Origin of the sequence: Flavobacterium suzhouense (assembly GCF_042684765.1) — a bacterium.
In the GTDB taxonomy this organism is placed as follows: Bacteria; Bacteroidota; Bacteroidia; order Flavobacteriales; family Flavobacteriaceae; genus Flavobacterium; species Flavobacterium suzhouense.
Genome location: NZ_JBHUMD010000027.1, coordinates 89,883 through 116,155, shown reverse-complemented (window position 1 = coordinate 116,155; position 26,273 = coordinate 89,883). Strand labels below are relative to the sequence as shown.

20 protein-coding genes are annotated in these 26,273 nt (G+C 38.7%); 11 read left to right on the top strand and 9 right to left on the bottom strand.

The window, feature by feature from the left end; genetic code table 11:
- On the bottom strand, positions 1–1,773 hold a 1,773-nt coding region (locus tag ACFSR3_RS13800), incomplete at its 3' end, for a beta strand repeat-containing protein (protein ID WP_379821753.1).
- A 131-nt stretch (positions 1,774–1,904) separates the two neighbouring features.
- Entirely contained in the window at positions 1,905–2,060 is a 156-nt protein-coding gene (locus tag ACFSR3_RS13795; protein ID WP_379821751.1) for a hypothetical protein, read from the bottom strand.
- 567 nt (positions 2,061–2,627) lie between these two features.
- On the opposite strand from ACFSR3_RS13795, the gene ACFSR3_RS13790 reads away from it, so the two are divergent.
- Positions 2,628–5,636 carry a sensor histidine kinase gene (locus tag ACFSR3_RS13790; protein WP_379821749.1) on the top strand — a complete coding sequence of 1,003 codons (3,009 nt, stop codon included), beginning with the start codon at positions 2,628–2,630 and terminating at the stop codon, positions 5,634–5,636.
- Here ACFSR3_RS13790 and ACFSR3_RS13785 read toward each other — a convergent pair.
- Positions 5,633–6,238, bottom strand: coding sequence for a response regulator transcription factor (locus ACFSR3_RS13785; protein WP_114756592.1), 606 nt, complete (start codon positions 6,236–6,238; stop codon positions 5,633–5,635). The two genes, ACFSR3_RS13790 and ACFSR3_RS13785, sit on opposite strands and share 4 nt — an antisense overlap.
- A gap of 194 nt (positions 6,239–6,432) precedes the next feature.
- Between ACFSR3_RS13785 and ACFSR3_RS13780 the strand changes: the two genes are divergently transcribed.
- From ACFSR3_RS13780 to ACFSR3_RS13740, 9 genes are all read left to right on the top strand, one after another.
- On the top strand, positions 6,433–7,011 hold the full coding sequence (locus tag ACFSR3_RS13780; RefSeq protein ID WP_379821748.1) for a hypothetical protein: 579 nt from the start codon (positions 6,433–6,435) through the stop codon (positions 7,009–7,011).
- Positions 7,012–7,089: 78 nt separating this feature from the next.
- A complete protein-coding gene (locus ACFSR3_RS13775; RefSeq protein ID WP_379821746.1) occupies positions 7,090–7,971 on the top strand; it encodes an SDR family oxidoreductase in 882 nt (293 codons plus the stop codon).
- A 237-nt stretch (positions 7,972–8,208) separates the two neighbouring features.
- Positions 8,209–10,020: a T9SS type A sorting domain-containing protein gene (locus ACFSR3_RS13770; RefSeq protein ID WP_379821745.1), complete on the top strand. Its 1,812-nt coding sequence runs from the start codon at positions 8,209–8,211 to the stop codon at positions 10,018–10,020.
- Between the two features lie 136 nt (positions 10,021–10,156).
- Entirely contained in the window at positions 10,157–10,933 is a 777-nt protein-coding gene (locus ACFSR3_RS13765) for a ParA family protein (RefSeq protein ID WP_379821742.1), read from the top strand.
- Between the two features lie 4 nt (positions 10,934–10,937).
- Entirely contained in the window at positions 10,938–11,837 is a 900-nt protein-coding gene (locus ACFSR3_RS13760) for a ParB/RepB/Spo0J family partition protein (RefSeq protein ID WP_379821740.1), read from the top strand.
- Positions 11,837–12,412 carry a DUF5683 domain-containing protein gene (locus tag ACFSR3_RS13755; RefSeq protein WP_379821738.1) on the top strand — a complete coding sequence of 192 codons (576 nt, stop codon included), beginning with the start codon at positions 11,837–11,839 and terminating at the stop codon, positions 12,410–12,412. Before ACFSR3_RS13760 ends, ACFSR3_RS13755 begins: the two co-directional genes overlap by 1 nt.
- Positions 12,413–12,415: 3 nt before the next feature.
- On the top strand, positions 12,416–13,114 hold the full coding sequence (gene dapB, locus ACFSR3_RS13750) for a 4-hydroxy-tetrahydrodipicolinate reductase (RefSeq protein WP_114756587.1): 699 nt from the start codon (positions 12,416–12,418) through the stop codon (positions 13,112–13,114).
- A gap of 47 nt (positions 13,115–13,161) precedes the next feature.
- Positions 13,162–14,688: a signal peptidase I gene (gene lepB / locus ACFSR3_RS13745; protein WP_379821736.1), complete on the top strand. Its 1,527-nt coding sequence runs from the start codon at positions 13,162–13,164 to the stop codon at positions 14,686–14,688.
- 94 nt (positions 14,689–14,782) lie between these two features.
- Complete coding sequence (locus ACFSR3_RS13740) at positions 14,783–15,394, top strand: WbqC family protein (protein ID WP_379821735.1); 612 nt, start codon at positions 14,783–14,785, stop codon at positions 15,392–15,394.
- Here ACFSR3_RS13740 and ACFSR3_RS13735 read toward each other — a convergent pair whose 3' ends face one another.
- From ACFSR3_RS13735 to mutL, 4 genes are read right to left on the bottom strand one after another with little or no spacing between them, the layout of a single operon-like run.
- On the bottom strand, positions 15,395–16,429 hold the full coding sequence (locus ACFSR3_RS13735; protein WP_379821733.1) for an endonuclease/exonuclease/phosphatase family protein: 1,035 nt from the start codon (positions 16,427–16,429) through the stop codon (positions 15,395–15,397).
- Between the two features lie 27 nt (positions 16,430–16,456).
- Entirely contained in the window at positions 16,457–17,359 is a 903-nt protein-coding gene (locus ACFSR3_RS13730) for a rhomboid family intramembrane serine protease (RefSeq protein WP_379821731.1), read from the bottom strand.
- A 3-nt stretch (positions 17,360–17,362) separates the two neighbouring features.
- On the bottom strand, positions 17,363–18,112 hold the full coding sequence (locus ACFSR3_RS13725) for a rhomboid family intramembrane serine protease (RefSeq protein ID WP_379821730.1): 750 nt from the start codon (positions 18,110–18,112) through the stop codon (positions 17,363–17,365).
- On the bottom strand, positions 18,109–20,010 hold the full coding sequence (gene mutL / locus ACFSR3_RS13720; protein ID WP_379821727.1) for a DNA mismatch repair endonuclease MutL: 1,902 nt from the start codon (positions 20,008–20,010) through the stop codon (positions 18,109–18,111). The genes ACFSR3_RS13725 and mutL overlap by 4 nt, the downstream gene beginning before the upstream one ends.
- A 500-nt stretch (positions 20,011–20,510) precedes the next feature.
- Here mutL and ACFSR3_RS13715 point away from each other — a divergent pair, with 500 nt between their 5' ends.
- Positions 20,511–21,521, top strand: a complete 1,011-nt coding sequence (locus ACFSR3_RS13715; RefSeq protein ID WP_379821726.1) for an acyltransferase — start codon at positions 20,511–20,513, stop codon at positions 21,519–21,521.
- 111 nt (positions 21,522–21,632) lie between these two features.
- Here ACFSR3_RS13715 and ACFSR3_RS13710 read toward each other — a convergent pair whose 3' ends face one another.
- Together ACFSR3_RS13710 and rpoC are read right to left on the bottom strand one after the other, a co-directional pair.
- Entirely contained in the window at positions 21,633–21,941 is a 309-nt protein-coding gene (locus ACFSR3_RS13710; protein WP_114756578.1) for a DUF3467 domain-containing protein, read from the bottom strand.
- Positions 21,942–21,945: 4 nt separating this feature from the next.
- Positions 21,946–26,244: a DNA-directed RNA polymerase subunit beta' gene (rpoC, locus tag ACFSR3_RS13705; RefSeq protein ID WP_379821723.1), complete on the bottom strand. Its 4,299-nt coding sequence runs from the start codon at positions 26,242–26,244 to the stop codon at positions 21,946–21,948.
- Positions 26,245–26,273 lie beyond the last annotated feature (29 nt).

Genomic DNA, 26,273 nt, shown 5'->3' with positions numbered 1-26,273 from the left:
CGTTGCTCCGGCAACACCTTGCGTTCCTGTTGCTCCTTGTGGACCTGTCAGGTTTGAAGTGGTAAATGAAGTACCGTCTGTATAATTGATCGTGAATGTACCGTTATTGTTGTCAATTGTACTTGCAATACCTTTTCCATCTGCTCCCGTTGCTCCCTGAGGACCAGCAACACCATCGTTTCCTGTAGCTCCGTGTGGACCTGTCAGGTTTGAAGTGGTAAATGAAGTACCATCTGTATAATTGATCGTGAATGTACCATTTCCGTTATCTGTTGTACTAGCAATACCCTTTCCGTCGGCTCCCGTTGCTCCGGCAACACCTTGTGTTCCTGTTGCTCCCTGAGGACCTGTTAGATTTGAAGTAGTGAAAGAAGTACCGTCTGTATAGTTAATAGTGAATGTACCGTTACCATTATCAACTGTAGTTGCAATACCTTTTCCATCTGCTCCCGTTGCTCCCTGAGGACCGGCAACACCATCGTTTCCTGTAGCTCCTTGTGGACCCTGGATACCTTGCGTTCCTGTTGCTCCCTGAGGACCTGTCAGGTTTGAAGTGGTAAATGAAGTACCGTCTGTAAAGTTGATCGTGAATGTACCGTTTCCGTTATCTGTTGTACTTACAATACCTTTTCCATCTGCTCCCGTTGCTCCAGCAACACCTTGCATACCTGTTGCTCCTTGTGGACCTGTCAGGTTTGAAGTGGTAAATGAAGTACCATCTGTATAATTGATCGTAAATGTACCATTTCCGTTATCCGTTGTACTAGCAATACCCTTTCCGTCGGCTCCGGTAGCACCGATTGCACCAGCTTGTCCCTGAGCACCAGTTGCACCTACAGGCCCCTGAGGGCCTAAGAAACTAGACGTTGTAAATGAAGTACCATCCGTAAAATTAATTGTAAATGTACCATCACCATTATTAACCACATTTTGAATACCAACACCTGAGGCTCCTACTGCTCCTGCCGCACCCTGAAGTGCTGCTAAAAAGTCAGCTTCTGTCCCAGTATTACCTGCATTCAACCAAGTTTGGTAAGCACTTTGTCCAATTGCACCAACAGCACCCTGAGGCCCTGTTAAATTTGCAGTGGTAAATGACGTTCCGTCTGTATAATGAAGAGTAAATGTACCATTTCCGTTATCAACTGTACTAGCTATACCAACACCTTGTGTACCTCCTGCCAGGTTAATCGTAGTAGCGACACCAGCCTCATTAGTAAAAGTTACAGTTCCGTTGCCATTATCAACTAAAGTAGTTACTGTTTCGGAAGCTTTAACAACCGCATCAAGATCTATAACTGTATTAAATCCGTTCTCTGCTGTATAAGTCAAAGTTTTAGCCGTTGGGTTATAAACAAGAAAAGTCAGGGTTTGATTACCCGGAACATCAATTGTAGTAACTGACCCATCAGGATTAGTATAGGTATATGTACCGTTACCATTATCGATAATAGGCTGTGCAGAATCACCCTGACCTGCATCTCCGTCAGACAAAAGCCTGTACCACTTATTAACGTACCAATAATAATAGCCAGGTTTGATTTGGCTATTAGAGGTAATGTTGTACACCAATAAACTCTGAACGTTACCATTGGTAATAGTCGTAGTATCGGTAGTACTGGTTAACTGAACCTGAGGTATTAAAACACCTTTATCGCCAGAAACAATTTGTAACTGGGCAGAAGGATTAGGTGTTGTAGTACCTATACCTACCTGGGCGTTGGCTGTGTAAACACCCAAGAGTATCAATAATACAGGTAATAGTCTTTTCATTGTAAATAGAATTTAATATTTGGGGGTATGCTAAATTTATTTTTATCATTTAAAGCCCCGGTTTTGCATCAATTCGCATCCCTCAGAACCTAATAACAAAAAACTGCCCTTGTGTAAAAAATCCCTCAGTACTAGATATAGTGAACTATATCAGCATACCATTGATAAGACTCTAAAACCGATGAAGAACCACCGGCGACAATTGAAGTAGAAGCAGGAACAAAAAAAGCCTCACCCGTCGCAGCCGTGTCGGCAGGGTAAAGCTCAATGCTCTTCAACAGAGCCATTCCTCCTTTATTCGAGATTGAAATAAAGAGTAATAAAAATAGAATAGTATACTTTGGGGGCAGCTTACTGTTCATTTTAATTATTAATTATGGTGCAAAGATGCGAAAAAAACTTAATTAAACGTTAAACTCAATCGGGTTTTTGACTCAATATGAGCTGATTTAGCATAGATTAAATATAGACAAACCCTTATTCGCCTACCATACTAAACTGATACAAATGTATGATATACAACAGGAAACAGCAAAAAAACACGGTAAACGCATACTATATATCGGTAAACGGAGTATTGAAAAACCTAAACCTGCAAAAATTGCCCGAAATCGAATTATTCTCATAAATTTCGGATTAAAAAAGCTCTTATCCGGAATTAACGAACAACAAATTAAGGCCTAATTCACTTACAAATTACATGTCAGTTTAGCTTAAAACTATCAATTCAGTTTAAAAAAATCAAAAAAACTCTGATACAGTAATTTCAAACTTTAATCCCAATTAATACTTTTATGAACTTTTCATACAATTTCGAACAGTCTTTAGTATATTTGACGCACAAGCCTTGACCAATGAAGCTTTTTTGTAATTATATCTTAAAAATACTCCTTTTGCTGCTATTTAGCCAGCAAATGCTAGCGCAGCAAAACTACAATTACCAATGGTTTTCTGCAGACAGCAAACATTTACCTCAAAATAGTGTAAAATCAATTACTGCTGATAAATATGGATACATCTGGCTCTCTACTGAAAACGGAATTGTAAGGTATGATGGTCAAAACTTTAACATCTATAATTCTGAGAATACTAAGGGACTTTCTTCCAACAGAATGTTGCTATTTACCGGCAGTGTTGCAAAAGACAGCATTATCATACTCAACGAAAGATCGGAAACACTTTTGATTCATGAAAGAGCCGTGAAAAACATGGATACCATAAAGTATCGCAAAAAACTGTATACACTATTGAGCAGAGATGCTTACTTTCAGGATTATTATAAGCAAAGACAAAAACCTCTTGCTATTTCTGTGAAGGACAGAACCTATATTTTCACACAGGATAGCGTTAGCATTTACAACTCAAATTACAAGCTGACTCAGCAAAAAAAACATATCTTTAATCAATCCGATAAATTTTTTGTAAGCTCGGGTGACCTGTATATCCTTAATGAAAAAAATGAATATTCTTTATTTTCAGAAATACATAAGAGCTTTCAGAAATTCGGGTATGACTTCACTAAAAAAATTGAAATCTTCTCAAACAATATTGCCCAACAAGCCTTCCTGTTTTCTGATGACAAATTGTTTTACCTTCGAAAGACAAATGATCACCTTACGAAAGAATTAATATTTGAGGGTTTTAATTACAAAGCAAACAACATTGTATCTGCATATTACGACGAAAAGAACGAAGTATTATATCTTGGCAGTAGCAACAAAGGGCTTCTCGTTGTAAAACGTAACGATTTCCGGCATAATATTGCTCCAAATGAAGAAAGTAATGGCAATAGTAATATTTACTATGCCTTAACCCAACTTGGAGACAATAAAATACTAACATCTACAGGAGAAATTTTTAGCGATAAAGGCGAAAAGTCAGCAATAGATATTGAAAAATATAGCGATAAGTTTGCAGTTCTTACTGATAAAAACGGTAATATCTGGACAAAAAAACTAAATTCAGTATACCGATTTACTAAAAAAAGTAACTTTAAAAAATTTAACACCTGGGATCTAAACCGTTCTGCAAGATGCATTGCCAAAGGAGCAAATGGAAACATTTACATAGGAGCATATAGCCAGGCAGATAAAGGAGCATTATATACCATAAATCCTGATGAAGATTCACCTGTACCTCAACTTATTTCAAAAATTGATTTCCCACCAACTGAAATTGTAGAGGTAGACGGAAAAACACTATGGTGTGGTTCATGGAGAGGACTTTACAAATTTCACCTTAACACAAAAAAAACCGAAAGAGTAAAAGAAATAAGCAGCACCACCCATGTTAGAAGCATTTATGCCTCCAGTCCGGGTGAAATATGGTTAGGCACCTATAATAATGGTTTCTTCCTTTACCGAAAAGGCAAATTTACGCATATGCCAAAAGACAGGTATGGTTACCTCCTTACAACGCACTGCATTATTGAAGACAAGGAAGGGGTAATGTGGCTAACAACCAATAAAGGGCTTTTTGCAGCAAAAAAGCAAGATCTCTTTGATTATGCAGATAACAAAACAAAAACCGTTTACTATAATTTATACGATAAAAGCCTTGGGTTCCTTAATAACGAATTCAATGGTGGCTGTACACCTTGTGGCGTAAACGTGAACCAAAAAACTATATTTTTCCCTTCCATGGACGGGATTGTGTACTTTAATCCTTTGAGTGTTCACAAAAGATTGCCCGACAGTGGTATTTATCTTGATGAAATAGAGGTTGATTCAACTACTCACGCTTATAATAATTCCAAATTTGTATTTGACAGGCATTTTGGGAAAATCAAATTCTTCATCAGCAGTCCATTCTTCGGGAATGCTTATAATCAAAATATTGAAACCAGGCTTGAAGGTCCTGTTGTTCAGAACTGGACACCTATGACCGAAACCAATGTATCTTTCTCTACTTTACCTCCGGGGGAATATACCTTAAAAATTCGCAAATTATCCGGATTTGGATCAAAGTACATTTACAAAGACATACAATTCAGCATAACACCTGCTTTTTGGCAAACAGGTTGGTTTACCGTTGTACTTATTGCTTTGGGGCTACTTGTAATATACTTATCTGTGAAACTTAGGATTCGTTACATCAAACATAAAAACATACAGCTTGAAAAACAGGTGGTACTACGAACAGAACAGTTACAATCTACTGTTTTGACTTTGAGAAAAACAAAAGAAGACCTTAGTGTACAGGTAAAAAACCACAAAAACCTTATAAAGACTATAACACATGATATAAAGAGTCCCCTAAAGTTTATAGCTCTTACCGGGAAATATCTGTATAATAATCTGGAAAAGACAGGATCAGTGGAAAAAGAGGATGTAAAAGCTATACATACCTCATCGACACAATTATATCATTTTGTTGACAACTTCCTTGAGTATGCAAAGGAAACTGATTTGAATAATACCGAATCGGAACCCTACTCTATCCGAAATCTTGCAGAGGAAAAAATAACATTCTTTAAAAACATAGCCACAGCTGCAAAAACAAAACTATACAATTATACTGACAGCAGCCTGTTCATTACAATTAACAGACACTTACTGTCGATAGTTTTGCACAATCTGCTGGACAATGCTCTAAAGCATACCTTTGACGGAAGTATCACCATAACCTCATCACAAAAGGATAATGAATTATCTATTACCGTCACGGACACCGGTAAAGGGATGAGTGCTGAAATGGTGAATTTTTACAACAATCTTGCGTTGGGCAATAAGCCATCCGGAAAACCAACCGGAATGGGATTGCACATGATTATTGAGCTTTTAGTTATCATTGGAGGAAGCCTGTATATAACTTCCTCCGAAAAAGGGACAACTATAACAATAAACTTTATGCGACCAAACTAGTTTTTATAATGCCAGTATTTTTCTGCCATTGTTAAAACATTGGTCACTCCTAGTTTTTCAAATATCCTGCTTTTATAAGTACTCACTGTAGACATACCTATCCCTAACTTATTAGAGATTTCAAGGTTACCTTCACCTTTTACAAGCATACCGGCAATTTCAAGTTCTCTGGCCGAAAGCGTCTCTAAAGGATTTATAGATTTTACAGATGGAGCCCCTAATGAATTCCCAAAAAACAGGCCTCCATCCAGTACTGCATTCACAGCCTGAAGAATTGTTTCTTCGGAGCTTAGTTTATTAACATAACCCTGAGCACCTGCCTGATAATAACGAAGGCCGTACTGGTCTTCATCATAAGCCGAAAACATAAGTACTTTTAAATCACTCTGAAGCCCCCTTACATCAGCGATCATAGTATCTGTATCGCCTCCTGGTAAATTTATATCCAAAAGAAGTAAGTCGAACTCAATATCCTTAACAAGGTTCAGTGTTTCATAAAAACTGTCCGCTTGTTCAATTTCAAGACTATCAAAAGCGTCTCTTAACATTAAAGAGACACCTTGTCTTATTACACTGTGGTCATCAGCAAGTAAAATTTTCATTACGTTTCATTTAGTAGTTTAGCCGGCTGAAAGATAAAACACTTATTTTAAAACTTAAACAGTCTAAAAAAGAATATTTTCCTCGGTGCATATCTTTTTTTTTACAACACATTAACAGCCAGTACATTTAATATTTTAGAAATAATAGCTAAATTTATAAATAAATACTCATTTAGAGTCTAAAAGCAGTGATTATGAAACCATTTAAACTTATTTTAAGGATTGTAATGGCATTATTCATCACAAACTTACCGGCACAATCACTTGTAAAATGCAACAACAGTATGGCATACTGGATAATACCGGACAATGATTTATTGTATGCCATAGCACTAAAAGGTGATGTAGACTTAAGCGAAAACCCCGATATTATTAATATTAACGAAACGGCTCTTCAGTATATCTTACTTGACAAATTGAACTATTTAGACAAGAAAAATGATGACGAACCCCTATTATTAAGATATATAACAACTGAACAGGAACATCTCCGAAACATTTTTGCAACCCGTTCTCTTCTTATTACCAGTGAAATTATACTCCTGCCTTCATTAGGCAAAAAGGCAGTATTTTGGAGTTTTGATTTACCGGAAGGTAAAAACAGTGAAGTAGTTTCACAGCTCTTTTTAAACATTGTATCAGAAGGTAATATATTAGGCCTTGGCACTCCCCTTTTTACAGACTCTGATTTTAGTGAAGCAAAGAAACTATTAATTGATGCACTCGAGACTTTGCATACAATACCAAACACTGAATCAGTATGTCAGGAATAATACTTTACATCAAATATATTATGTATGCATACTTTTTTATATATTTAATTTCTCAAACAAACACTTACAATACAAACTATGGCTTATACAGATAAGATGCTTCGCGATAATGCATTGAAGGACAAAATAATTGTGGTTACCGGTGGAGGCAGCGGCCTTGGTAAATCGATGACCAAATACTTTATGGAACTCGGTGCTAAGGTTGCCATTACTTCCCGCGATCTTGAAAAACTTAAAACAACCGCACAGGAACTGGAAGCAGAAACAGGAGGTAAATGTCTGGCAGTGCAATGCGACGTACGTCATTATGAAGAGGTAGAAAATATGCTTCAGGCCGTATTAAAAGAATATGGCAGGGTTGACGTTTTGCTTAACAATGCAGCGGGTAACTTTATTTCACCTACAGAACGTTTATCTGCCAATGCTTTTGATACCGTTATAGACATCGTGCTTAAAGGCTCAAAAAACTGTACGCTTGCATTTGGGAAACACTGGATAGATACTAAACAGGAAAAATCGACTATCCTTAATATAGTAACTACTTATGCATGGACAGGGTCTGCCTACGTAGTGCCAAGTGCTACCGCCAAAGCCGGAGTACTGGCAATGACACGAAGCCTGGCTGTAGAATGGGCCAAATACGGCATCCGATCAAATGCGATTGCACCGGGCCCCTTTCCTACTAAAGGTGCCTGGGACAGGTTATTGCCCGGCGATTTGAAAGATAAATTTGACCTGGCTAAAAAAGTACCGTTAAAACGTGTAGGTGATCATCAGGAATTAGCCAATATTGCAGCTTACCTCGTTTCAGACTTCTCTGCCTATGTAAACGGTGAAGTGATAACTATTGATGGTGGAGAATGGCTTAAAGGCGCAGGGCAATTTAATTTACTTGAGGCCATACCCGAAGAAATGTGGGATATGCTTGAGGCCATGATTAAAGCGAAAAAAAATAAATAAACAGACATTTTCTGAATTTTAAAAAGCTCCTGATTTTAAGATCAGGAGCTTTTTTTATACAATTCTACAAACTTCGTATTTAAAACATCTCTTTTTTCATCCTCTATTCAAACAATATCACGGGTTTTTAACAATAACATACTTATAAAAAATCAAATCATTTATTTAGACTTAGTTTAAATAAATTTATATATTTGCGGCATAAATTATTTTTAATAAATCTAAATAAAATATCAAATGAAAAAAAATCTACTTCTGGTAGCTGCTCTTTTCGCCGGTATCGCTTCTTATGCACAATGTGAAGCAGTAGCAACACTAAATGAAGACTTTGTTGATTTTACAATTACTAGTAATTCAGCTCAGGCATTCCCACAACAATGTTGGAGTTCTATAGGTGCAGCAGCACAAGGCCCATGGATTTATACAGCTGAAGCAGGAACACCTTCAAACCAATATGCTGTTTATTACACGCACATGACAGGAGCTAACGTAGCGGGTTACATCATTGCCCCTGAGTTAATTACAGTTGATGGAACACACCAGCTTTCTTTCGACACTTTCAAACCTGCAGGACAAGGTGGACAAACACCAACAGGTGTTGTTACTGTTGAAGTAGGATTAGTATCAAGCCCAACTGACGCTACAGATTTTGAAGCGATTGGTTCTGCTTACACTATCGCAGCAGAACTTACAACACATGCTAACATTGTAATCCCGGCATCAGAAACAAAAAAATATATCGCATTTAAGTTCTTATCAGCAGATGCTTTCAATGCAGCGGCTTTGGATAACGTAGTTTACAACGAAATTCCAAACCCATGCCCTGCTGTTACAACTCTTGATGAGGATTTCAGTAACTTTACACCATCTTTTAATGCTATCAGCGAGTATTGCTGGTCAGCTACAGCATCACCTCTTGTTTACACTACTGCAAGTCAGGACCAAACAAATCAATATGCTGCCTATTATAACATGACAGCAGCAGGTTCAGCAGGCTTCCTTGTGACTCCAGAACTTTCTACAATTGACGGTAATCATGAACTTTCGTTCGATACTTTCAAACTGGCAGGTCAAAACGGTTTCCCAGCAGGAGACATGACTGTACAGGTAGGTACTCTAGCTACTGCGGGTGATTTTGAAAACTTTGTTGCTGTTGGCGAACCATTCGTTGTAACTGAAACTTCTGAAACACATGCTAATATTGTAATCCCTGCATCAGAAACTCAAAAATTCATTGCTTTCAAAATTATCGGTACAGGTACGCACAATGCAGTTGCTATCGATAACGTAAAATGGTCTGAGATACCGGCTACCCCATGTGCTGCTGTTGCAACGCTTAACGAAGACTTCAACTCATTTACAGATGTTAACGAAAATTGTTGGTCAACAATAACTAATGGAGCAATGCTCTACATAGACGGAGCAGAAAACGAAAACTTTGTGACTTTTTATGCTTCAGGAGCTCCAAATACAGATTCATTCCTAATAAGCCCGGAACTTACATCACTTGGCGGAAGCTACAACTTATCTTTTGATTCAGACAGAGTAGTTATGGGCGCAGGTCCAGCACCTGGTGAAGTTACTATCCAGTTAGGAACCTTTAGTGACAATACTGACACTACAACATTCGTTGCTTCCGGAGATCCAATCATCATAGCTGATGAATTAACTAACCATACTAATATAGCTATAACAGCTACTGAGGGCCAAAAATATATTGGATTCAAAATTATTGGAAGCATAGCTCACACAGCTGCACTAATTGACAATGTAAAATGGTCTGAAGCAGTAGCAGGTATTAACGACCTTAACAAAACTACATTCGGCATTTTCCCTAACCCATCTGTAGACGGAAACGTAACTATCAACAACAATCTTGAGGCAAACGGTACAGTTAATGTATTTACTCTTACAGGTGCTAACGTATTCTCTTCAACATTAAATCAGGGAACTCAAAACCTTAACCTTTCTGATCTTTCAGCTGGTATGTATATCGTAAAAGTTGAATCAGGAAACTATTCTGAGTCTAAAAAACTAATCATCAAATAAGTCATAGATTCGCCAGTCTTATACCAAAAGCCCCACGTAAAAACGCGGGGCTTTTATATTTGTCTAATGTTAACAAATTCCGTTTTCATAAACCATAAATAATTGTATTTTTACGGTTCAAAATTTACAATCACAAATGGGTAAGATTATTGCCATTGCCAACCAAAAAGGGGGCGTAGGAAAAACAACTACTTCTGTAAATCTGGCCGCTGCGCTGGGTGTACTTGAAAAAAAAGTATTACTTATAGATGCTGACCCTCAGGCTAATGCCAGTTCGGGACTGGGTATTAATGTAGAAACCGTAGAAAAAGGCACCTACCAGATACTGGAACATAGCAATACTCCGGAAGAAGCGACGCTGGAATGCAACTCGCCCAATGTATGGGTAATTCCTGCGCATATTGACCTTGTAGCTATTGAAATCGAACTTGTAGACAAAGAAAACAGGGAATATATGCTTAAACAGGCACTAGAAAGCGTTAAGGATAAATATGATTATATCCTTATCGACTGTGCTCCTTCATTAGGTTTGCTTACCCTTAATGCCCTGACAGCAGCAGATTCTGTTGTTATCCCTATCCAGTGCGAATATTTCGCCCTTGAAGGTCTTGGAAAGTTATTGAACACGATAAAAAGCGTACAAAAAATACACAACCCTCAACTTGACATCGAAGGATTGCTATTGACTATGTATGATTCCCGCCTTCGCCTGTCTAATCAGGTGGTGGAGGAAGTACAAAAGCACTTCCATGATATGGTTTTCGATACCGTGATACAACGTAACGTAAAACTTAGTGAGGCACCAAGTTTTGGTGAAAGCATTATCAATTATGACGCAACGAGCAAAGGTGCTGTAAATTACATTAACCTTGCAGAAGAAATTATAAAGAAAAACACAGTAGTACAAGAGTAGGTTTATGACAAAAGCAATTAAAAAACAAGCACTGGGCAGGGGTTTATCAGCATTATTAAAAGATCCGGACAACGATATCAAATCGGTTGAGGATGCAGGTGCTGATAAAGTTGTAGGTAATATCATTGAGCTTGAACTTGATGCTATTGAAATAAATCCTTTTCAGCCCAGAACTAACTTTAACGAAGAAACGCTTAAGGAACTTAGCACCTCGATAAAAGAACTTGGTGTAATACAACCTATTACCGTAAGAAAACTGGATTACAACAAATACCAGTTAATTTCGGGAGAGCGACGTCTTCGCGCTTCGAAACTTGCAGGACTCGCTACTGTACCTGCTTATGTTCGTCTTGCTGACGATAACGAATCGCTGGTAATGGCTCTTGTTGAGAACATTCAGCGTCATGACCTTGACCCTATAGAAATAGCCCTTTCATACCAGAGGCTAATAGACGAGATACAGCTTACTCAGGAACAAATGAGTGACCGTGTAGGTAAAAAACGTTCTACAATCGCTAACTACCTTCGATTATTAAAACTTGACCCAATAATCCAGACGGGAATCCGTGACGGATTTATCAGTATGGGACACGGCCGTGCCATCATCAATATCGAAGATCACGATGCTCAGGCTGATATTTACCAAAAGATTGTTAGCGGAAACCTATCAGTAAGAGAGACTGAAGCTTTGGTGAAAAATTACCATGAGAGCCTATTGCCATCTGCTGCAAAAGCAGTAAAAAGCAGTTCATTCACAGTACAGGATGACCAGAAAAAAGCTTTTACCGGATTTTTTGGCGCTAAAGTAGATGTAAAAGTAGATGCTAAAGGTAAAGGTAAGATTACTATACCTTTCCATTCAGAAGAAGACTTCAACAGAATCATTAAACTTATAAACGGTTAGTGAAGAAGCTGTCATTAATATTTATTTCTCTTTTATTGCTTTCCTCCTTTAATGCGCTGGCACAGGATGAAAAAGTACTTATAATAGAGAAAGATTCAACAAAACTTCCAAAAAGTTATCCGGCTCCTAACCCACTGGCTCCGGCTAAAGCCGCTTTCTATTCGGCTGTATTTCCCGGAGGCGGACAGATATACAACAAAAGGTACTGGAAATCACCTATTGTATGGGGCGCTATGGGTACCAGCATATACTTTTATGCATGGAATAATAAAAAATATCACGAATACCGTGACGCATACAAAGATTTGCTACAAGGCAAAACACCCAAGGGAGAACTATCTGTAATTACTGATCCGGACAGGCTTGTCCGCGGTCAGAAATTCCACCAGAAGAACAGGGATCTTTCGGCGCTACTTACTGCCGGGTTTTATGTACTGCAAATAGTTGAGGCTAACGTAAACGCACACCTAATGCAGTTTAACGTAAATGAAAACCTCTCGCTGCGTCCCGAAATGCAGCAAAACGACATAGATTACAAATATAATATGGGCTTTAAGCTCAGTTACCAATTTTAAAACATGAAAATCGCATTATTAGGCTACGGAAGAATGGGGAAAGTGATTGAAAGAATCGCTTTAGAAAGAGGACACGAAATTGTATTGAGAAAAAATGCTGAAGATACTTTTGACGGTCTTGAAAATGCCGATGTAGCTATCGATTTTAGTATTCCTGATGCTGCTGTAGAAAATATTTCTGCATGTCTTAATAACAATGTACCTGTAGTTTCAGGAACAACAGGCTGGCTGGAACACTATCACAACATGGTTGAACTTTGTGAACAGAAACAAGGTGCTTTTATTTACGGTTCTAACTTTAGCCTTGGTGTAAATATCTTTTTTGAACTGAATACCCATCTTGCCAAGATGATGAGTAACCTTAAACAATATAAGGTTTCGATGAATGAAATACACCACCTTCAAAAGCTCGATGCTCCAAGCGGCACTGCTATTTCGCTTGCTAATGACATTATTGCCAACTCAGACTACTCGAGCTGGGCACTTGAAAACGCTAAAGAAGATGAAATTCATATCGATGCTATTCGTGAAGAAGGAATTCCGGGCACACATAGTGTTTTTTATGACTCCGAAGTAGATTCAATAGAAATTAAACATACTGCACACAGCCGCGAAGGATTTGCTTTTGGTGCCGTTGTAGCCGCTGAATGGCTTTATGGTAAAAAAGGCATCTATACGATGAAAGATGTTTTAGGTTTGTAGTAACATTTTGCCAAGAAAGTATACATATATATAAAAACTTACAGACGATGACACTATTACAATGGTTTATTTTTTCCCTTGCTGTACAGGTAATACATTTTGCAGGCACATGGAAATTATATGAAAAAGCAGGCAGAAAACCGTGGGAAGCCGCAGTACCTGTATATAATGCGATGGTTTTAATGCAAATCATCGGAAGGCCACGCTGGTGGACCATCCTGTTGTTCATACCTATTGTAAACCTGATCATGTTTCCTGTTGTATGGGTACTTACCCTAAAAGCATTTGGTAAAAAAACATCAACAGATGCTATAATTGGTATTGTTACGCTTGGGCTATATATTTATGCTTTAAACTATAGCGGCACAGCACAATATACTCCTGAAGAAGAGAAAAAAGACAGTACGTTAAGTTCGTTACTGTTTGCTGTAGTTGTTGCAACTATTGTACATACTTATGTTATGCAGCCATTTACCATTCCTACTTCTTCATTGGAAAAAACGCTATTAGTAGGCGACTTCCTTTTTGTAAGCAAATTCAATTATGGTGCCCGCACACCTATGACTACTATTGCGGCACCAATGGTACATGACTCTATACCATTGATCCATACAAAATCTTACTTCAATAAACCTCAGTTACCGTATTTCAGGTTTCCCGGCTTTGAAAAAGTTGAAAAGAATGATATTGTGGTATTCAACTGGCCTATAGATACTGTGAGATTCTTTAGGGATAAAAACAGCATTGGTATACGTAAACCAATTGACAAAAAATCTAACTACGTAAAACGTTGTGTGGCAACACCCGGAGATAAATTTGAGCTAAAAGACGGCATCGTATTTATTGATGGTAAAGAACTTATACTTTCAGACAGAGCAAAACCACAATACTCTTATTTTGTATATGTAGACAGAGGTACTCAGATCAACGAAATGTACCTTCAGAAAGAATTGGATATTACTGACGGTCATGGCTTAGTTAATGACAGTACTTATGTATTCATTTCACTTACCAAAGACAGTGCAGAAAGACTTAAAAGCTATCCGGGCGTAAAGGCAGTAACAAGACGTGTGGCAAAAGCAGGTGACGAAGGAACAGCTTTATTCCCTCATAATCAGCCAACATGGACTGTAGACAATATAGGACCGATTACTATCCCTGAAAAAGGTAAAACTGTTGCATTGAACAAGGAAACACTTCCTCTGTACAAGATGATTATAAAAGAATATGAGAATAATGAGCTTACAGTAAATGGTGATGATATCCGTATCAATGGCCAGGTAGCAACTTCTTATACTTTTAAGCAGAATTACTACTGGATGATGGGAGATAACCGTCATAATTCAGAAGACAGCCGCTACTGGGGATTTGTACCTGAAGACCACATCGTTGGAAAACCGGTGTTTATCTGGATGAGCTTAGATGGTAAAATGAAACCGCGTTGGGAAAGATTCTTTACTACTGTAGGTGGTGATGGCGAACCCGTATCCTACCTTAAATATTTCCTGATTGCTCTGGCAGTATGGTTTGTTGGAAGCTACTTTTGGAAAAAAAGGAAAGAGAAGGAAGCGTAATTAAATTTGAAAATTATTCAATTTGAAGATTTGAAAATGATCACACAGGTCACTTTCAAATCTTCTTAGTTTAATCAAATAACCGAATAACCAAATGAACATATTAATACACCCTACATATTTCCCTTCAATTAGTCACTTTGTAGCAATGGCGAAAGTTGATGCTATAACTTTTGAAGTTGAGGATAACTTTCAGAAGCAAACCAACCGTAACAGGATGTACATATACAGTCCTAATGGTATGCAGCTATTAAACATTCCTGTTAAACATTCTAAAACGGCACACCAAAAATTTAAGGACACCCGTCTTGAACATGCATTCGATTGGCAAAAACAGCATTTTAAATCGCTTGAAGCCGCTTACAGGACTTCTCCCTTCTTCGAGTATTTTGAAGACGATATAAGGCCTATATTCGAGAAAAAACACGAGTTCATGATGGATTTGAATTTTGAGGCTATGGAAATTGTTACCTCATGTTTGGGTATGGATTTTTCATACGAAAAGACAACAGAATATTTCCATGAGGTGAAGGGTATAAATGACTTGCGCCATTTGGCTAATGGCAAAAAAGACACCGCAAATTTTGAACCTTACACGCAAGTATTTGAAGAAAAACATGGTTTTATCAACAACCTGAGCATACTTGATCTGTTATTTAACGAGGGTCGTTATGCCATGGAGTATTTAAAGAATCAGGAACTGTAGCTACTCTTCCTCTTCCTTAAAAGCAAGACGAGTCATTACCGGAAAATGATCTGAATAGGCAAAAGTATCAAAAGTGGTATACTGCTTAACATCAATGCGCCTGTCGGTAAATATATAGTCAATCCTTGCCGGATAATATTTGTAATTATAAGACTTTCCAAAGCCTTTCCCAGCTTCTTCAAAAGCATCTTTCATTTTACCTTTTACACTTCGGTAAACATAAGAAAAAGCACTGTTATTAAGATCGCCGCAAATAATCATCGGATAAGAGCAATCTTTTTTGTGCTGATCAAAAATTTCAGCTTGTTGTTGCTGTTTTTTAAACGCATCACTTAAACGTCCAAAAATAATCTTAGACTTTTCTTCATCAATAGTCTCATGTATATCGGGACTTATCTTAACCGACTGTAGGTGCATGCTATATACCCTTAGTGTGTCTTTACCTTTTTTAATATCGGCAAAAACAACATTATTGCCTGAATCAGGAAACTCAATATGTCCACTGTCTATAATGGGATATTTAGACAATATTGCCTGACCGCTAAGACGATCCCGTCCAAAAATAAATTTATGTTTGTAGCCAGAAAACCTTACGTTACCACGCTTAGTATACTCCTGAAGGCAAACAATATCAGCATCCTGTTCCTTTACAAAATCTTTTATTTTTTGAGGAATGTCGGTATCGGGAAGCCATTCATACAGATTGAACATCCTTACGTTATAACTTAGTAATTTAAAATCTGCCTTGTCCTCCGGCAAGTTCTTAGAAGAAAAACGGTAACATTTGCTAACGAATGTAATCCCTAAAAGAAGAACCAGTCCGGAAAGAAGCATTTGGCGCTTGGTCTGTAGCAACCAGTACATAAAAAACAAAAAATTCAGTACAAGCATTAGTGGCATGACCAATGTAAATACCGAAAGAATTGGAAAAAGCTTTGGTGCCAGAAAAGGAAGTATATAGGCAATGAAGGTCAATACGGTCAAAACCATATTAAACACAAACATCATCTTATTGAATCCCGATAGCTTTTTCATAGTATACGCTTAACTCAAATCTACTTATTATTTACCAACTTTAAATAAAAATTCTTTTTCTTCTTTGGTTAAACTATCGTATCCCGACTTACTTATCTTATCAAGTATATCGTCAATTTGCTTTTGTGTAATATCTTTTTGAGGTTTTGCTGTTGCACGCTGATTAGGCGTAGGATTGCGATGCACTTCTCTAAATGGCGTTTTTTTACCCGGTTTAAATAAGTTGGTGAAAAAATCAAGCGCAGCCGATACACCTTTAGTAAGATCGGTACCGTTTTGCAGCATTTTTACATACAAAAAACCAAAAAGCGAACCGGCAAGATGTGCCAGGTGACCGCCTGAATTCTCAACCGAAGCATAAATAAGATCCAGCAATACAAAAACAATCGCTATATGCCATAACTTAACAGTTCCTATTAGCAATAACCGCACTTCATATTGTGGGGAATAAACCGCTGTAGCTATAAGAATAGCCATAATAGCTGCCGAAGCACCAACCATTTTAGAAACTCCGCTACCGGCAAGCATAGGTAGTGTATTATAACTTAGTATGTACACAAGCCCTGCAAAGATTGCTGAAAGCAAGTAAACACCAAACAATTGTTTTTGAGTAAAGAAAGTAAGGAATAACCTTCCTGCAAAAACCAGCATTAGCATATTGAAAAGAATATGCATAAATCCTGCATGTAAAAAAGCATAGGTTATAAGCGACCACGGCTTCCATAACAGATTTACAGGATCTGACGAAAGACTAAGCCAATCGACAGTAAATGGCATATCCCAACGCAGGAAAGGTACCTGCACTCCAAAAAGTGCAAGAATACTGAAAACTACCATTGGAATGGCAAAAAGCCCAACATTCCAATAAATAAGCTTCTGAACAATACCGCCAATGCGGTATTCCATCTTTAGGTCATCTATGATACCCATATATTAATTCCAGCGATTATTATTAAATTGATTTTTGTTCCAGTACCACATCATGATAAAACCAATCAAAGCCCCGCCCAGATGGGCAAAATGAGCAATACCATCACCTCCGCCAAATATCGCCTGTCCTTTAAGTCCTAAAAATAAGTCGATGGCAAGTAATCCCGGAACAAAATATTTAGCTTTGATAGGGATTGGTAAAAACAAAAGCATCAGTTCTGCATTAGGCACTATAAAGGCAAACGCTACAAGTATACCATAAATTGCACCTGATGCACCAACAGTAGGTGTCAGATAAGCTCCCATAAAATCACTGAATTGGGCAGGACTTAAAAGATTCTCCCATTCTCTGTTGTATTTACCCTCAGCAAGCAATCTAAGGACTTCCGCTTTCTCAAAACCATTATCCTGCAATATAGATAATCCCTGATAAAAAGAAATGTAATTAATACCTATATGCAAGAGGGCCGCCCCAATACCACAGGAAAGATAAAAGAAAATAAATTTCTTAGCCCCCCATACATTTTCAAGCAGGGAACCAAACATCCATAACCCCATCATATTGAACAGTATGTGCATGATACCACCATGCATAAACATATATGTCAATGGCTGCCAAATCTTAAATTCAGAGTTTAAAGGAAAATGTAATGCCAGAATTTTTTGTGCAGGTTCACCAACAATAAGGGTACCTACAAAAAACAAGATATTAATAATAATCAACTGTTTAACAGTTTCGGTAATGCGCATCATATTGCAAATCGTTTATCAAGGTCTTCCACACTAATGGTGATGAAAGTTGGTTTATTAAAAGGTGACACATTAGGCTCTTTGCAGGCAAAAAGCGAATTGACCATATTTTCCTGTTCTTTTTCAGGCATAATTACACCCGTTTTAATCGCAAGACTGCGCGCCATCGACTTGGCAATGCTATCAGTCTGGCTAAAACTGCTGTCAGGCACTTCCTGCTGAAGATCATTTAAAAGCTCCTCTAAAAGTATAGAAACCTCACTTTCAGCAACATTCACCGGAAGCCCCGATACAACTATATGGTCGTTATTAAACTCTGCAAAAACAAAGCCAGTATTCTCTAAAGCACCACGCATTTCCTGAATTAAAGCAAGTTCCGACATATTATAATATAACATTAACGGAAAAAGCAATTGCTGACTTGCCGCATGGTGTACGGTAATGTTAGTCAGGAATTGTTCGTAAAGCACGCGTTGGTGCGCCCTCTTCTGGTCAATTATCAAAAGACCCGACTTAATAGGGCTTACTATATATTTTTTATGGATCTGATAGGTCTTCTGAACTGCCTGTTCTACTTCGGTATCATTGAAAAGCGAACCTGTCACTTCCTCCGATTCGAAACTTATCTCATTAACGGGAGTTATTTCTTCAGCCGCTTCCGAAAGTCCGGTATAAAGGCTTTCCCATACAGGTGCTTTTTCTTTTTTGAATGAAGGTGTCCACCCTCCTCGTCCAGAAGATGAGAAAGATGATGACGAAGACGAACCTGAACTGCTTTTAGCAGGTTTCTCATCGGCAAAAGGGTTATAGCTCCTATCTACCTGAACCATTGGCATTATAGCCTCTTTACTTTCGTAGTTGTAGGGCGTGTCAAGATTGGCATCACGTTCAAAATCAAGCACCGGAGCCACATTAAACTGACCCAGACTGTGTTTTATAGAAGAACGCAATATCGCATATAGCGCGTGCTCATCATCAAACTTAATTTCAGTCTTTGTTGGATGTATGTTGATATCTATAGTATTAGGTGGCACATCAAGATAAAGGAAATATCCCGGTTGTGAGCCATCTTTCAGTAAGCCTTCATAGGCAGCCATCACCGCATGGTGAAGGTAACCGCTTTTGATAAATCGGTCGTTTACAAAAAAGAATTGCTCTCCCCTGTTCTTCTTAGCGAATTCAGGTTTACAGACAAATCCCTGTATGTTTACGATCTCGGTACTTTCAGAAACCGGAACCAGCTTTTCATTAGTACGGCCTCCAAATATATTTACGATACGCTGGCGCTGATTAGACCCCGGCAGGTTGAACATCTCGCTGCCATTGTGGTACAGCATAAAGCCTATATTAGCATGCGCCAAAGCTACACGCTCAAACTCGTCAACGATATGGCGAAACTCTACCGTATCGCTCTTAAGGAAGTTTCGGCGGGCCGGAATATTGAAAAAAAGATTTTTGATTGAAAACGACGTTCCTTTTGGCAGCACGGCAACATCCTGGGAAACAAATTTACTTCCTTCGATAACGATGTGCGTACCCAGTTCGTCCTGTTCCTGGCGGGTTTTCATCTCCACATGGGCAACCGCAGCAATGGAAGCCAAAGCTTCTCCCCTAAAGCCCTTTGTATGCAATGAGAACAAATCCTCGGCATGGCGAATTTTAGAAGTTGCATGGCGCTCAAAGCAAAGGCGAGAGTCGGTAACGCTCATACCCTTTCCGTTATCTATTACCTGAACTAAAGTTTTTCCGGCATCCTTAACCACCAGTTTTACCTCAGTAGCGCCGGCATCGACAGCATTTTCAAGCAATTCCTTAACGATGGAAGCCGGCCTTTGCACCACCTCTCCGGCAGCTATCTGGTTGGCAACGTGGTCAGGAAGTAATTGAATGATACTGGACATGGGAAACGGAAAATAGTTTTAGTGATAGCTTCAAAGTTAAGGAAATATTGTTGATGGGGAAAGGAAGCGGATTTGGAATTATTGACAAAATCCGATTATAATAATTATTTTCGCACTACATTTTTATCATGAAAATTATAATCATTCTTACGATAAGTTCCTTCTCGATAATTATCATAGCCTTGATACTTCTTGTCTATTATAGGTACAAAGATTTTTTATTTTTAAAATACATAGAAGATCCTGACTATAAAGAAGATTTGGGTGGCCTATTTGTTGGCGACGAAGGAAAAATCATGAATGGATCGTTTCAATTTTGTATTCCATTACCAATCGAGGACAATAGAACTGATAAGCAAATTATAAATGCTATTGTTCGCCATAATAAAATAATAAGACTATTTTGGACAGTAATCTTTATATTTATCCCAGTACTTTTTTTTAAGAGCGACCTAATCTTATAAACTAAAGTATCAAAACACATTTTTTTCTTATAGCTTATGAACAAAATTGAATGGATAGAAAACCTCCGTGTACTTGCTACATTGAGTGTCATAACCCTGCATGTAGCAGCTCCCGGAACTTATAATATTCAGACCGTACCCTTTACGGATTGGTGGATCTCAGCTATTTTTGAATCATTGCGCTTTTGTGTTCCTGTCTTTGTAATGATAACCGGTGCCCTGTTGCTAAATAAAGATTATGAAACATCGGTATTCCTGAAAAAAAAGCTGGTACACATTCTATATCCCTTCCTTCTATATAGTCTTATTTATATATGCTTCTCCTATAATTTAAAAAGACTTATAACTGAACAAAACTTTATAGACTTTCTTAAACATTGCTTTTACAGCCTTAAAAATGGGAGTTATTATCATCTTTGGTACATTTACATGTTGATAGGACTATATATAATGACACCTATAATACGTTCCTATGTAAAATCAGCGAATAAAAAGAATATAAAGTATTTCCTCTTTTTATGGTTGATTTACAACTTTATAAAAGGGTATGCACTTAATGATCTATTCCCAAATTTGTATTTTCCGGTTGCTATTGATTATCTTGGGTATTTTATTCTGGGGCATTACTTATATAAATATCCTATCGATAAACGCAAGCTGGGTTTTGCGATGTTTGTAATTGGTACACTCTCGTCATTCCTCATTATCTTCTATTTTGGCTACACTAAAAATGAGATGAGGGACCTTTACTTCGGTTATAACACATTAAATGTAGTAATTCAAAGTATTGGTGCTTATTTGTGGATATACAATTCAAAAATCAGAAATCCGTTAGCCACAAAATTCAGGGATATTTTATCTCAACATAGCTATTCAATATATCTTGCACATGCTTTGGTATTGACAATAATGATAAATAATAGATTTACATGGAATATTGTTAACCCTGTTGTGGGGATTATTTCTTCTGTGCTGTTTTGTACAACAGCAACATTAGTAGCATGCATAATACTCAAGAAAATACCAGTAATAGGTAAATTCTTCTAATTCTGATTTTAGAAGCTTTCTTCTTAACTGATCAGCAGTATCAAGAATTTTATAGAATCACCGAACCCAATAAAAAAACCCTTTCATTACTGAAAGGGTTTTCTATTTTTATTAAGCCTGTCCTGCAGGACCAAAGGTCAAAGGTATAGCGGGTTGTTCCGTATCGCTTATCTGGCCGTGAGTGGCTTCAAAGCGGTGGATATTCTCCCCTAGTGCCTTTAGCAGCCTTTTAGCGTGCTGTGGCGTTAATACAATGCGGGATTTCACTTTAGCCTTAGGCACGCCCGGCATAATCGTTACGAAATCCACAACAAATTCAGAAGCAGAGTGATTGATGATCGCAAGGTTACTGTATGTTCCCTCAGCTGTTTTCTCATCCAGCTCTATCTGAAGCTGTGCCTGATTATTTTGGTCACTCATTGTATTAGTAGTTATATTCCTCCTTAGGAGTTAATAGCTCATTGTATTCATCTTTAGAACCTACGATAGTGTTGTCGTAGTCTCTCATACCTGTACCAGCAGGGATTCTGTGACCAACGATTACATTCTCTTTAAGTCCTTCAAGTCCGTCAACTTTACCGGCAACCGCAGCTTCGTTCAGTACTTTTGTAGTTTCCTGGAATGATGCAGCAGAGATGAACGATTTAGTTTGAAGCGACGCCCTTGTGATACCCTGAAGTACCGGAGTAGCTGTTGCAGGAACTACGTCCCTTGCTACTACAAGGTTTTGGTCGTTACGCTTAAGTAATGAATTCTCATCTCTAAGCTCACGCGGAGTAACGATCTGACCCGGTTTAAGGTTTTCAGAGTCACCTGCGTCTTCAACAACTTTCATTCCGTATAGTTTGTCGTTCTCAACGATAAAGTCAGATGTGTGGATTAGCTGATCCTCTAGGAATAGCGTATCACCCGGATCCTGAACCTGTACTTTACGCATCATCTGGCGGATAACCACCTCAAAGTGCTTATCGTTGATTTTTACACCCTGAAGACGGTAAACTTCCTGAATCTCGTTCACTAAGTACTGCTGTACAGCAGATGGCCCCTGAATCCTAAGGATATCCTCAGGAGTAATAGCACCGTCTGATAGCGGCATACCTGCTTTAACGTAGTCATTCTCCTGAACAAGGATCTGATTAGAAAGTTTCACAAGATACTTCTTAATCTCACCAAATTTAGACTCGATCACAATCTCGCGGTTACCCCTCTTGATCTTACCGAATGAAACAACACCGTCGATTTCAGAAACCACAGCCGGGTTCGAAGGGTTACGTGCTTCAAGAAGCTCAGTAATCCTAGGAAGACCTCCTGTGATATCGCCCGCTTTAGATGAACGTCTTGGAATCTTAACAAGGATTTTACCAGCCTTAATCTTCTCGCCGTTGTCAACCATAAGGTGAGCACCTACCGGAAGGTTGTACGAACGGATAAGTTCGCCATCATTTCCGTATACAAGAAGCGTAGGGATAAGTTTTTTATTCCTTGCCTCAGAGATTACTTTCTCCTGGAATCCGGTTTGCTCATCGATCTCAACCATGAACGATTGTCCTTGTTCGATATCTTCATAAGCGATTTTACCCGTAAATTCAGAGATAATAACTCCATTATAAGGATCCCATTTACAGATTACAGCACCTTTTTCAACAACGTCACCGTCTTTTACATAGATACTAGAACCGTAAGGGATGTTATGCGTATTTAATACAATACCTGTGTTTTCGTCAACAAGCTTAAGCTCTGTAGAACGTGAAACAACGATATCAGTTGGGTTACCATCGATATCTTCACCTTTTACAGTTTTAAGGTCTTCGATCTCTAATCTACCTGCAAAACGAGTGATGATGCTAGACTCCTCAGAAATACCACCCGCAACACCACCAACGTGGAATGTACGAAGTGTAAGCTGAGTACCCGGCTCACCAATAGACTGTGCAGCAATTACACCTACAGCCTCACCTCTTTGTGTCATCTTACCGGTAGCAAGGTTACGACCGTAACACTTAGCACAGATACCTTTAGTAGCCTCACATGTTAGTGGAGAACGTACTTCAACTTTCTCGATTGGCGCAGCGTTGATAGCTTTAACCTCTGCTTCAGTAATCTGAACACCGGCAGCTACAAGCACTTCGCTTGTAAGCGGGTTGATAACATCCTGAAGTGCCACACGTCCAAGGATTCTTTCACCAAGAGATTCAACGATTTCCTCGTTTTTCTTAAGTGCAGAAACCTCGATACCTCTAAGCGTACCACAGTCAACAGAGTTAACGATAACGTCCTGAGAAACGTCGTGCAGCCTCCTTGTAAGGTAACCAGCATCCGCCGTTTTAAGAGCCGTATCCGCAAGACCTTTACGTGCACCGTGCGTAGAGATAAAGTACTCAAGAATCGAAAGACCTTCTTTAAAGTTAGAAAGGATCGGGTTCTCAATAATCTCACCACCACCAGCGGTAGATTTTTTAGGCTTAGCCATCAAACCACGCATACCTGTAAGCTGACGGATCTGCTCCTTAGAACCCCTCGCTCCAGAGTCAAGCATCATGTACACCGAGTTGAATCCTTGCTGATCCTCACGAATGTTTTTCATAGCAAGCTCTGTAAGCAATGCGTTTGTAGAAGTCCATACGTCAATTACCTGGTTGTAACGCTCGTTGTTGGTAATAAGACCCATGTTATAGTTCATAGAGATAGCATCAACCTGCTCGTTAGCATCAGCAATAAGCTCCTGCTTTCTTTCAGGGATGATGATATCACCTAAGCTGAATGAAAGACCACCTCGGAATGCGAAACGGTATCCCATATCTTTCATATTGTCAAGGAAAGCAGCCGTTGTAGGTACATCGGTAACACTTAAAATAGCACCGATAATATCTCTTAATGACTTCTTAGTAAGGATCTCATTGATGTATCCTGCCGCTTCCGGCACCACCTCGTTGAATAATACCCTACCTGCAGTTGTCTGGATGATTTTCCAAACAAGCTCTCCATTTTCGTTGAAATCTTTAGCGCGTATTTTCACACGTGCATTAAGCTCAAGTCTTCCTTCGTTTAGTGCGATGTGTACCTCTTCTGCCGAATAGAAAGTCAGGCCTTCACCTAATATTTGCTTTTCAGGAGTTGAAAGACGTTCTTTAGTCATATAGTAAAGACCAAGTACCATGTCCTGAGAAGGTACAGTAATCGGAGCACCGTTAGCAGGGTTAAGGATATTGTGAGAAGCAAGCATCAATAGTTGCGCTTCAAGGATAGCCTCAGGCCCAAGCGGAAGGTGAACTGCCATCTGGTCACCATCGAAATCCGCGTTGAATGCCGTACATACCAATGGGTGAAGCTGAATCGCTTTTCCTTCGATAAGTTTCGGCTGGAACGCCTGGATACCTAAACGGTGAAGAGTAGGAGCACGGTTTAGTAGTACAGGGTGACCTTTGATTACGTTTTCAAGGATATCCCAAACTACAGGCTCTTTTTTATCGATTATCTTTTTAGCAGACTTAACTGTTTTTACAATACCTCTTTCGATAAGCTTACGGATAACGAATGGTTTGTAAAGCTCAGCCGCCATATCTTTTGGAAGACCACACTCATAAAGTTTCATCTCAGGTCCAACGACAATTACCGAACGTGCAGAATAGTCAACACGTTTACCAAGTAGGTTTTGACGGAAACGTCCCTGTTTACCTTTTAATGAATCAGAAAGTGATTTAAGCGGTCTGTTCGATTCTGTTTTAACAGCAGATGCTTTTCTTGTATTATCGAATAGTGAATCTACAGATTCCTGTAGCATACGCTTTTCGTTACGAAGGATAACCTCCGGAGCTTTGATCTCCATCAACCTCTTAAGACGGTTGTTACGGATGATCACCCTACGGTAAAGGTCATTCAAATCTGATGTTGCGAAACGACCACCATCAAGCGGCACCAATGGGCGAAGCTCAGGCGGGATAACAGGTATAACTTTTAGGATCATCCACTCAGGGCGGTTTTCCCTGTTAAGGTTAGACTCACGGAATGATTCTACAACCTGAAGCCTTTTAAGAGCTTCAGTTTTACGCTGTTTAGACGTTTCAGTGTTAGCGCTGTGGCGTAACTGGTATGAAAGCTCGTTCAGGTCAATCCTTGCAAGCAGGTCCATGATACACTCAGCACCCATCTTAGCAACAAACTTGTTAGGGTCTGTATCATCTAAGTATTGGTTTTCCATCGGAAGGGTATCAAGAATGTTCAGGTACTCTTCTTCAGTTAGGAAATCAAGTCTGTTAAGGGTTTCCCCATCCGGTCCTTTAGCGATACCCGGCTGAATAACCACATACCTTTCATAGTATATGATCATGTCTAATTTTTTAGACGGAAGACCAAGGATATAACCAATTTTATTAGGAAGCGAACGGAAATACCATATGTGGGCAATAGGCACAACAAGGTTGATGTGTCCTACCCTGTCACGGCGTACTTTCTTTTCGGTAACTTCAACACCACATCGGTCACAAACAATCCCTTTATAACGGATCCTTTTATATTTACCACAAGCACATTCAAAATCCTTTACAGGACCAAATATACGCTCGCAGAAAAGGCCGTCTCTTTCCGGTTTGTGGGTACGGTAGTTAATCGTTTCCGGTTTAAGAACTTCACCTCTTGATTCAGCAAGTATTGATTCCGGCGAAGCAAGTCCGATAGAAATCTTGTCGAATCTTTTAATGGTATTTTTATCTTTTAATTTCGTCATGATATGTAATCTATCAATTTATTAAAAAA

What these genes read in the sequence shown, in the direction of transcription:
- ACFSR3_RS13795 (WP_379821751.1), bottom strand. Translation starts at nt 2,060, where the DNA reads ATGGCTCTGTTGAAGAGCATTGAGCTTTACCCTGCCGACACGGCTGCG.
- ACFSR3_RS13790 (WP_379821749.1), top strand. Translation starts at nt 2,628, where the DNA reads ATGAAGCTTTTTTGTAATTATATCTTAAAAATACTCCTTTTGCTGCTA.
- ACFSR3_RS13785 (WP_114756592.1), bottom strand. Translation starts at nt 6,238, where the DNA reads ATGAAAATTTTACTTGCTGATGACCACAGTGTAATAAGACAAGGTGTC.
- ACFSR3_RS13780 (WP_379821748.1), top strand. Translation starts at nt 6,433, where the DNA reads ATGAAACCATTTAAACTTATTTTAAGGATTGTAATGGCATTATTCATC.
- ACFSR3_RS13775 (WP_379821746.1), top strand. Translation starts at nt 7,090, where the DNA reads ATGGCTTATACAGATAAGATGCTTCGCGATAATGCATTGAAGGACAAA.
- ACFSR3_RS13770 (WP_379821745.1), top strand. Translation starts at nt 8,209, where the DNA reads ATGAAAAAAAATCTACTTCTGGTAGCTGCTCTTTTCGCCGGTATCGCT.
- ACFSR3_RS13765 (WP_379821742.1), top strand. Translation starts at nt 10,157, where the DNA reads ATGGGTAAGATTATTGCCATTGCCAACCAAAAAGGGGGCGTAGGAAAA.
- ACFSR3_RS13760 (WP_379821740.1), top strand. Translation starts at nt 10,938, where the DNA reads ATGACAAAAGCAATTAAAAAACAAGCACTGGGCAGGGGTTTATCAGCA.
- dapB (WP_114756587.1), top strand. Translation starts at nt 12,416, where the DNA reads ATGAAAATCGCATTATTAGGCTACGGAAGAATGGGGAAAGTGATTGAA.
- lepB (WP_379821736.1), top strand. Translation starts at nt 13,162, where the DNA reads ATGACACTATTACAATGGTTTATTTTTTCCCTTGCTGTACAGGTAATA.
- ACFSR3_RS13740 (WP_379821735.1), top strand. Translation starts at nt 14,783, where the DNA reads ATGAACATATTAATACACCCTACATATTTCCCTTCAATTAGTCACTTT.
- ACFSR3_RS13735 (WP_379821733.1), bottom strand. Translation starts at nt 16,429, where the DNA reads ATGAAAAAGCTATCGGGATTCAATAAGATGATGTTTGTGTTTAATATG.
- ACFSR3_RS13730 (WP_379821731.1), bottom strand. Translation starts at nt 17,359, where the DNA reads ATGGGTATCATAGATGACCTAAAGATGGAATACCGCATTGGCGGTATT.
- ACFSR3_RS13725 (WP_379821730.1), bottom strand. Translation starts at nt 18,112, where the DNA reads ATGATGCGCATTACCGAAACTGTTAAACAGTTGATTATTATTAATATC.
- mutL (WP_379821727.1), bottom strand. Translation starts at nt 20,010, where the DNA reads ATGTCCAGTATCATTCAATTACTTCCTGACCACGTTGCCAACCAGATA.
- ACFSR3_RS13715 (WP_379821726.1), top strand. Translation starts at nt 20,511, where the DNA reads ATGAACAAAATTGAATGGATAGAAAACCTCCGTGTACTTGCTACATTG.
- ACFSR3_RS13710 (WP_114756578.1), bottom strand. Translation starts at nt 21,941, where the DNA reads ATGAGTGACCAAAATAATCAGGCACAGCTTCAGATAGAGCTGGATGAG.
- rpoC (WP_379821723.1), bottom strand. Translation starts at nt 26,244, where the DNA reads ATGACGAAATTAAAAGATAAAAATACCATTAAAAGATTCGACAAGATT.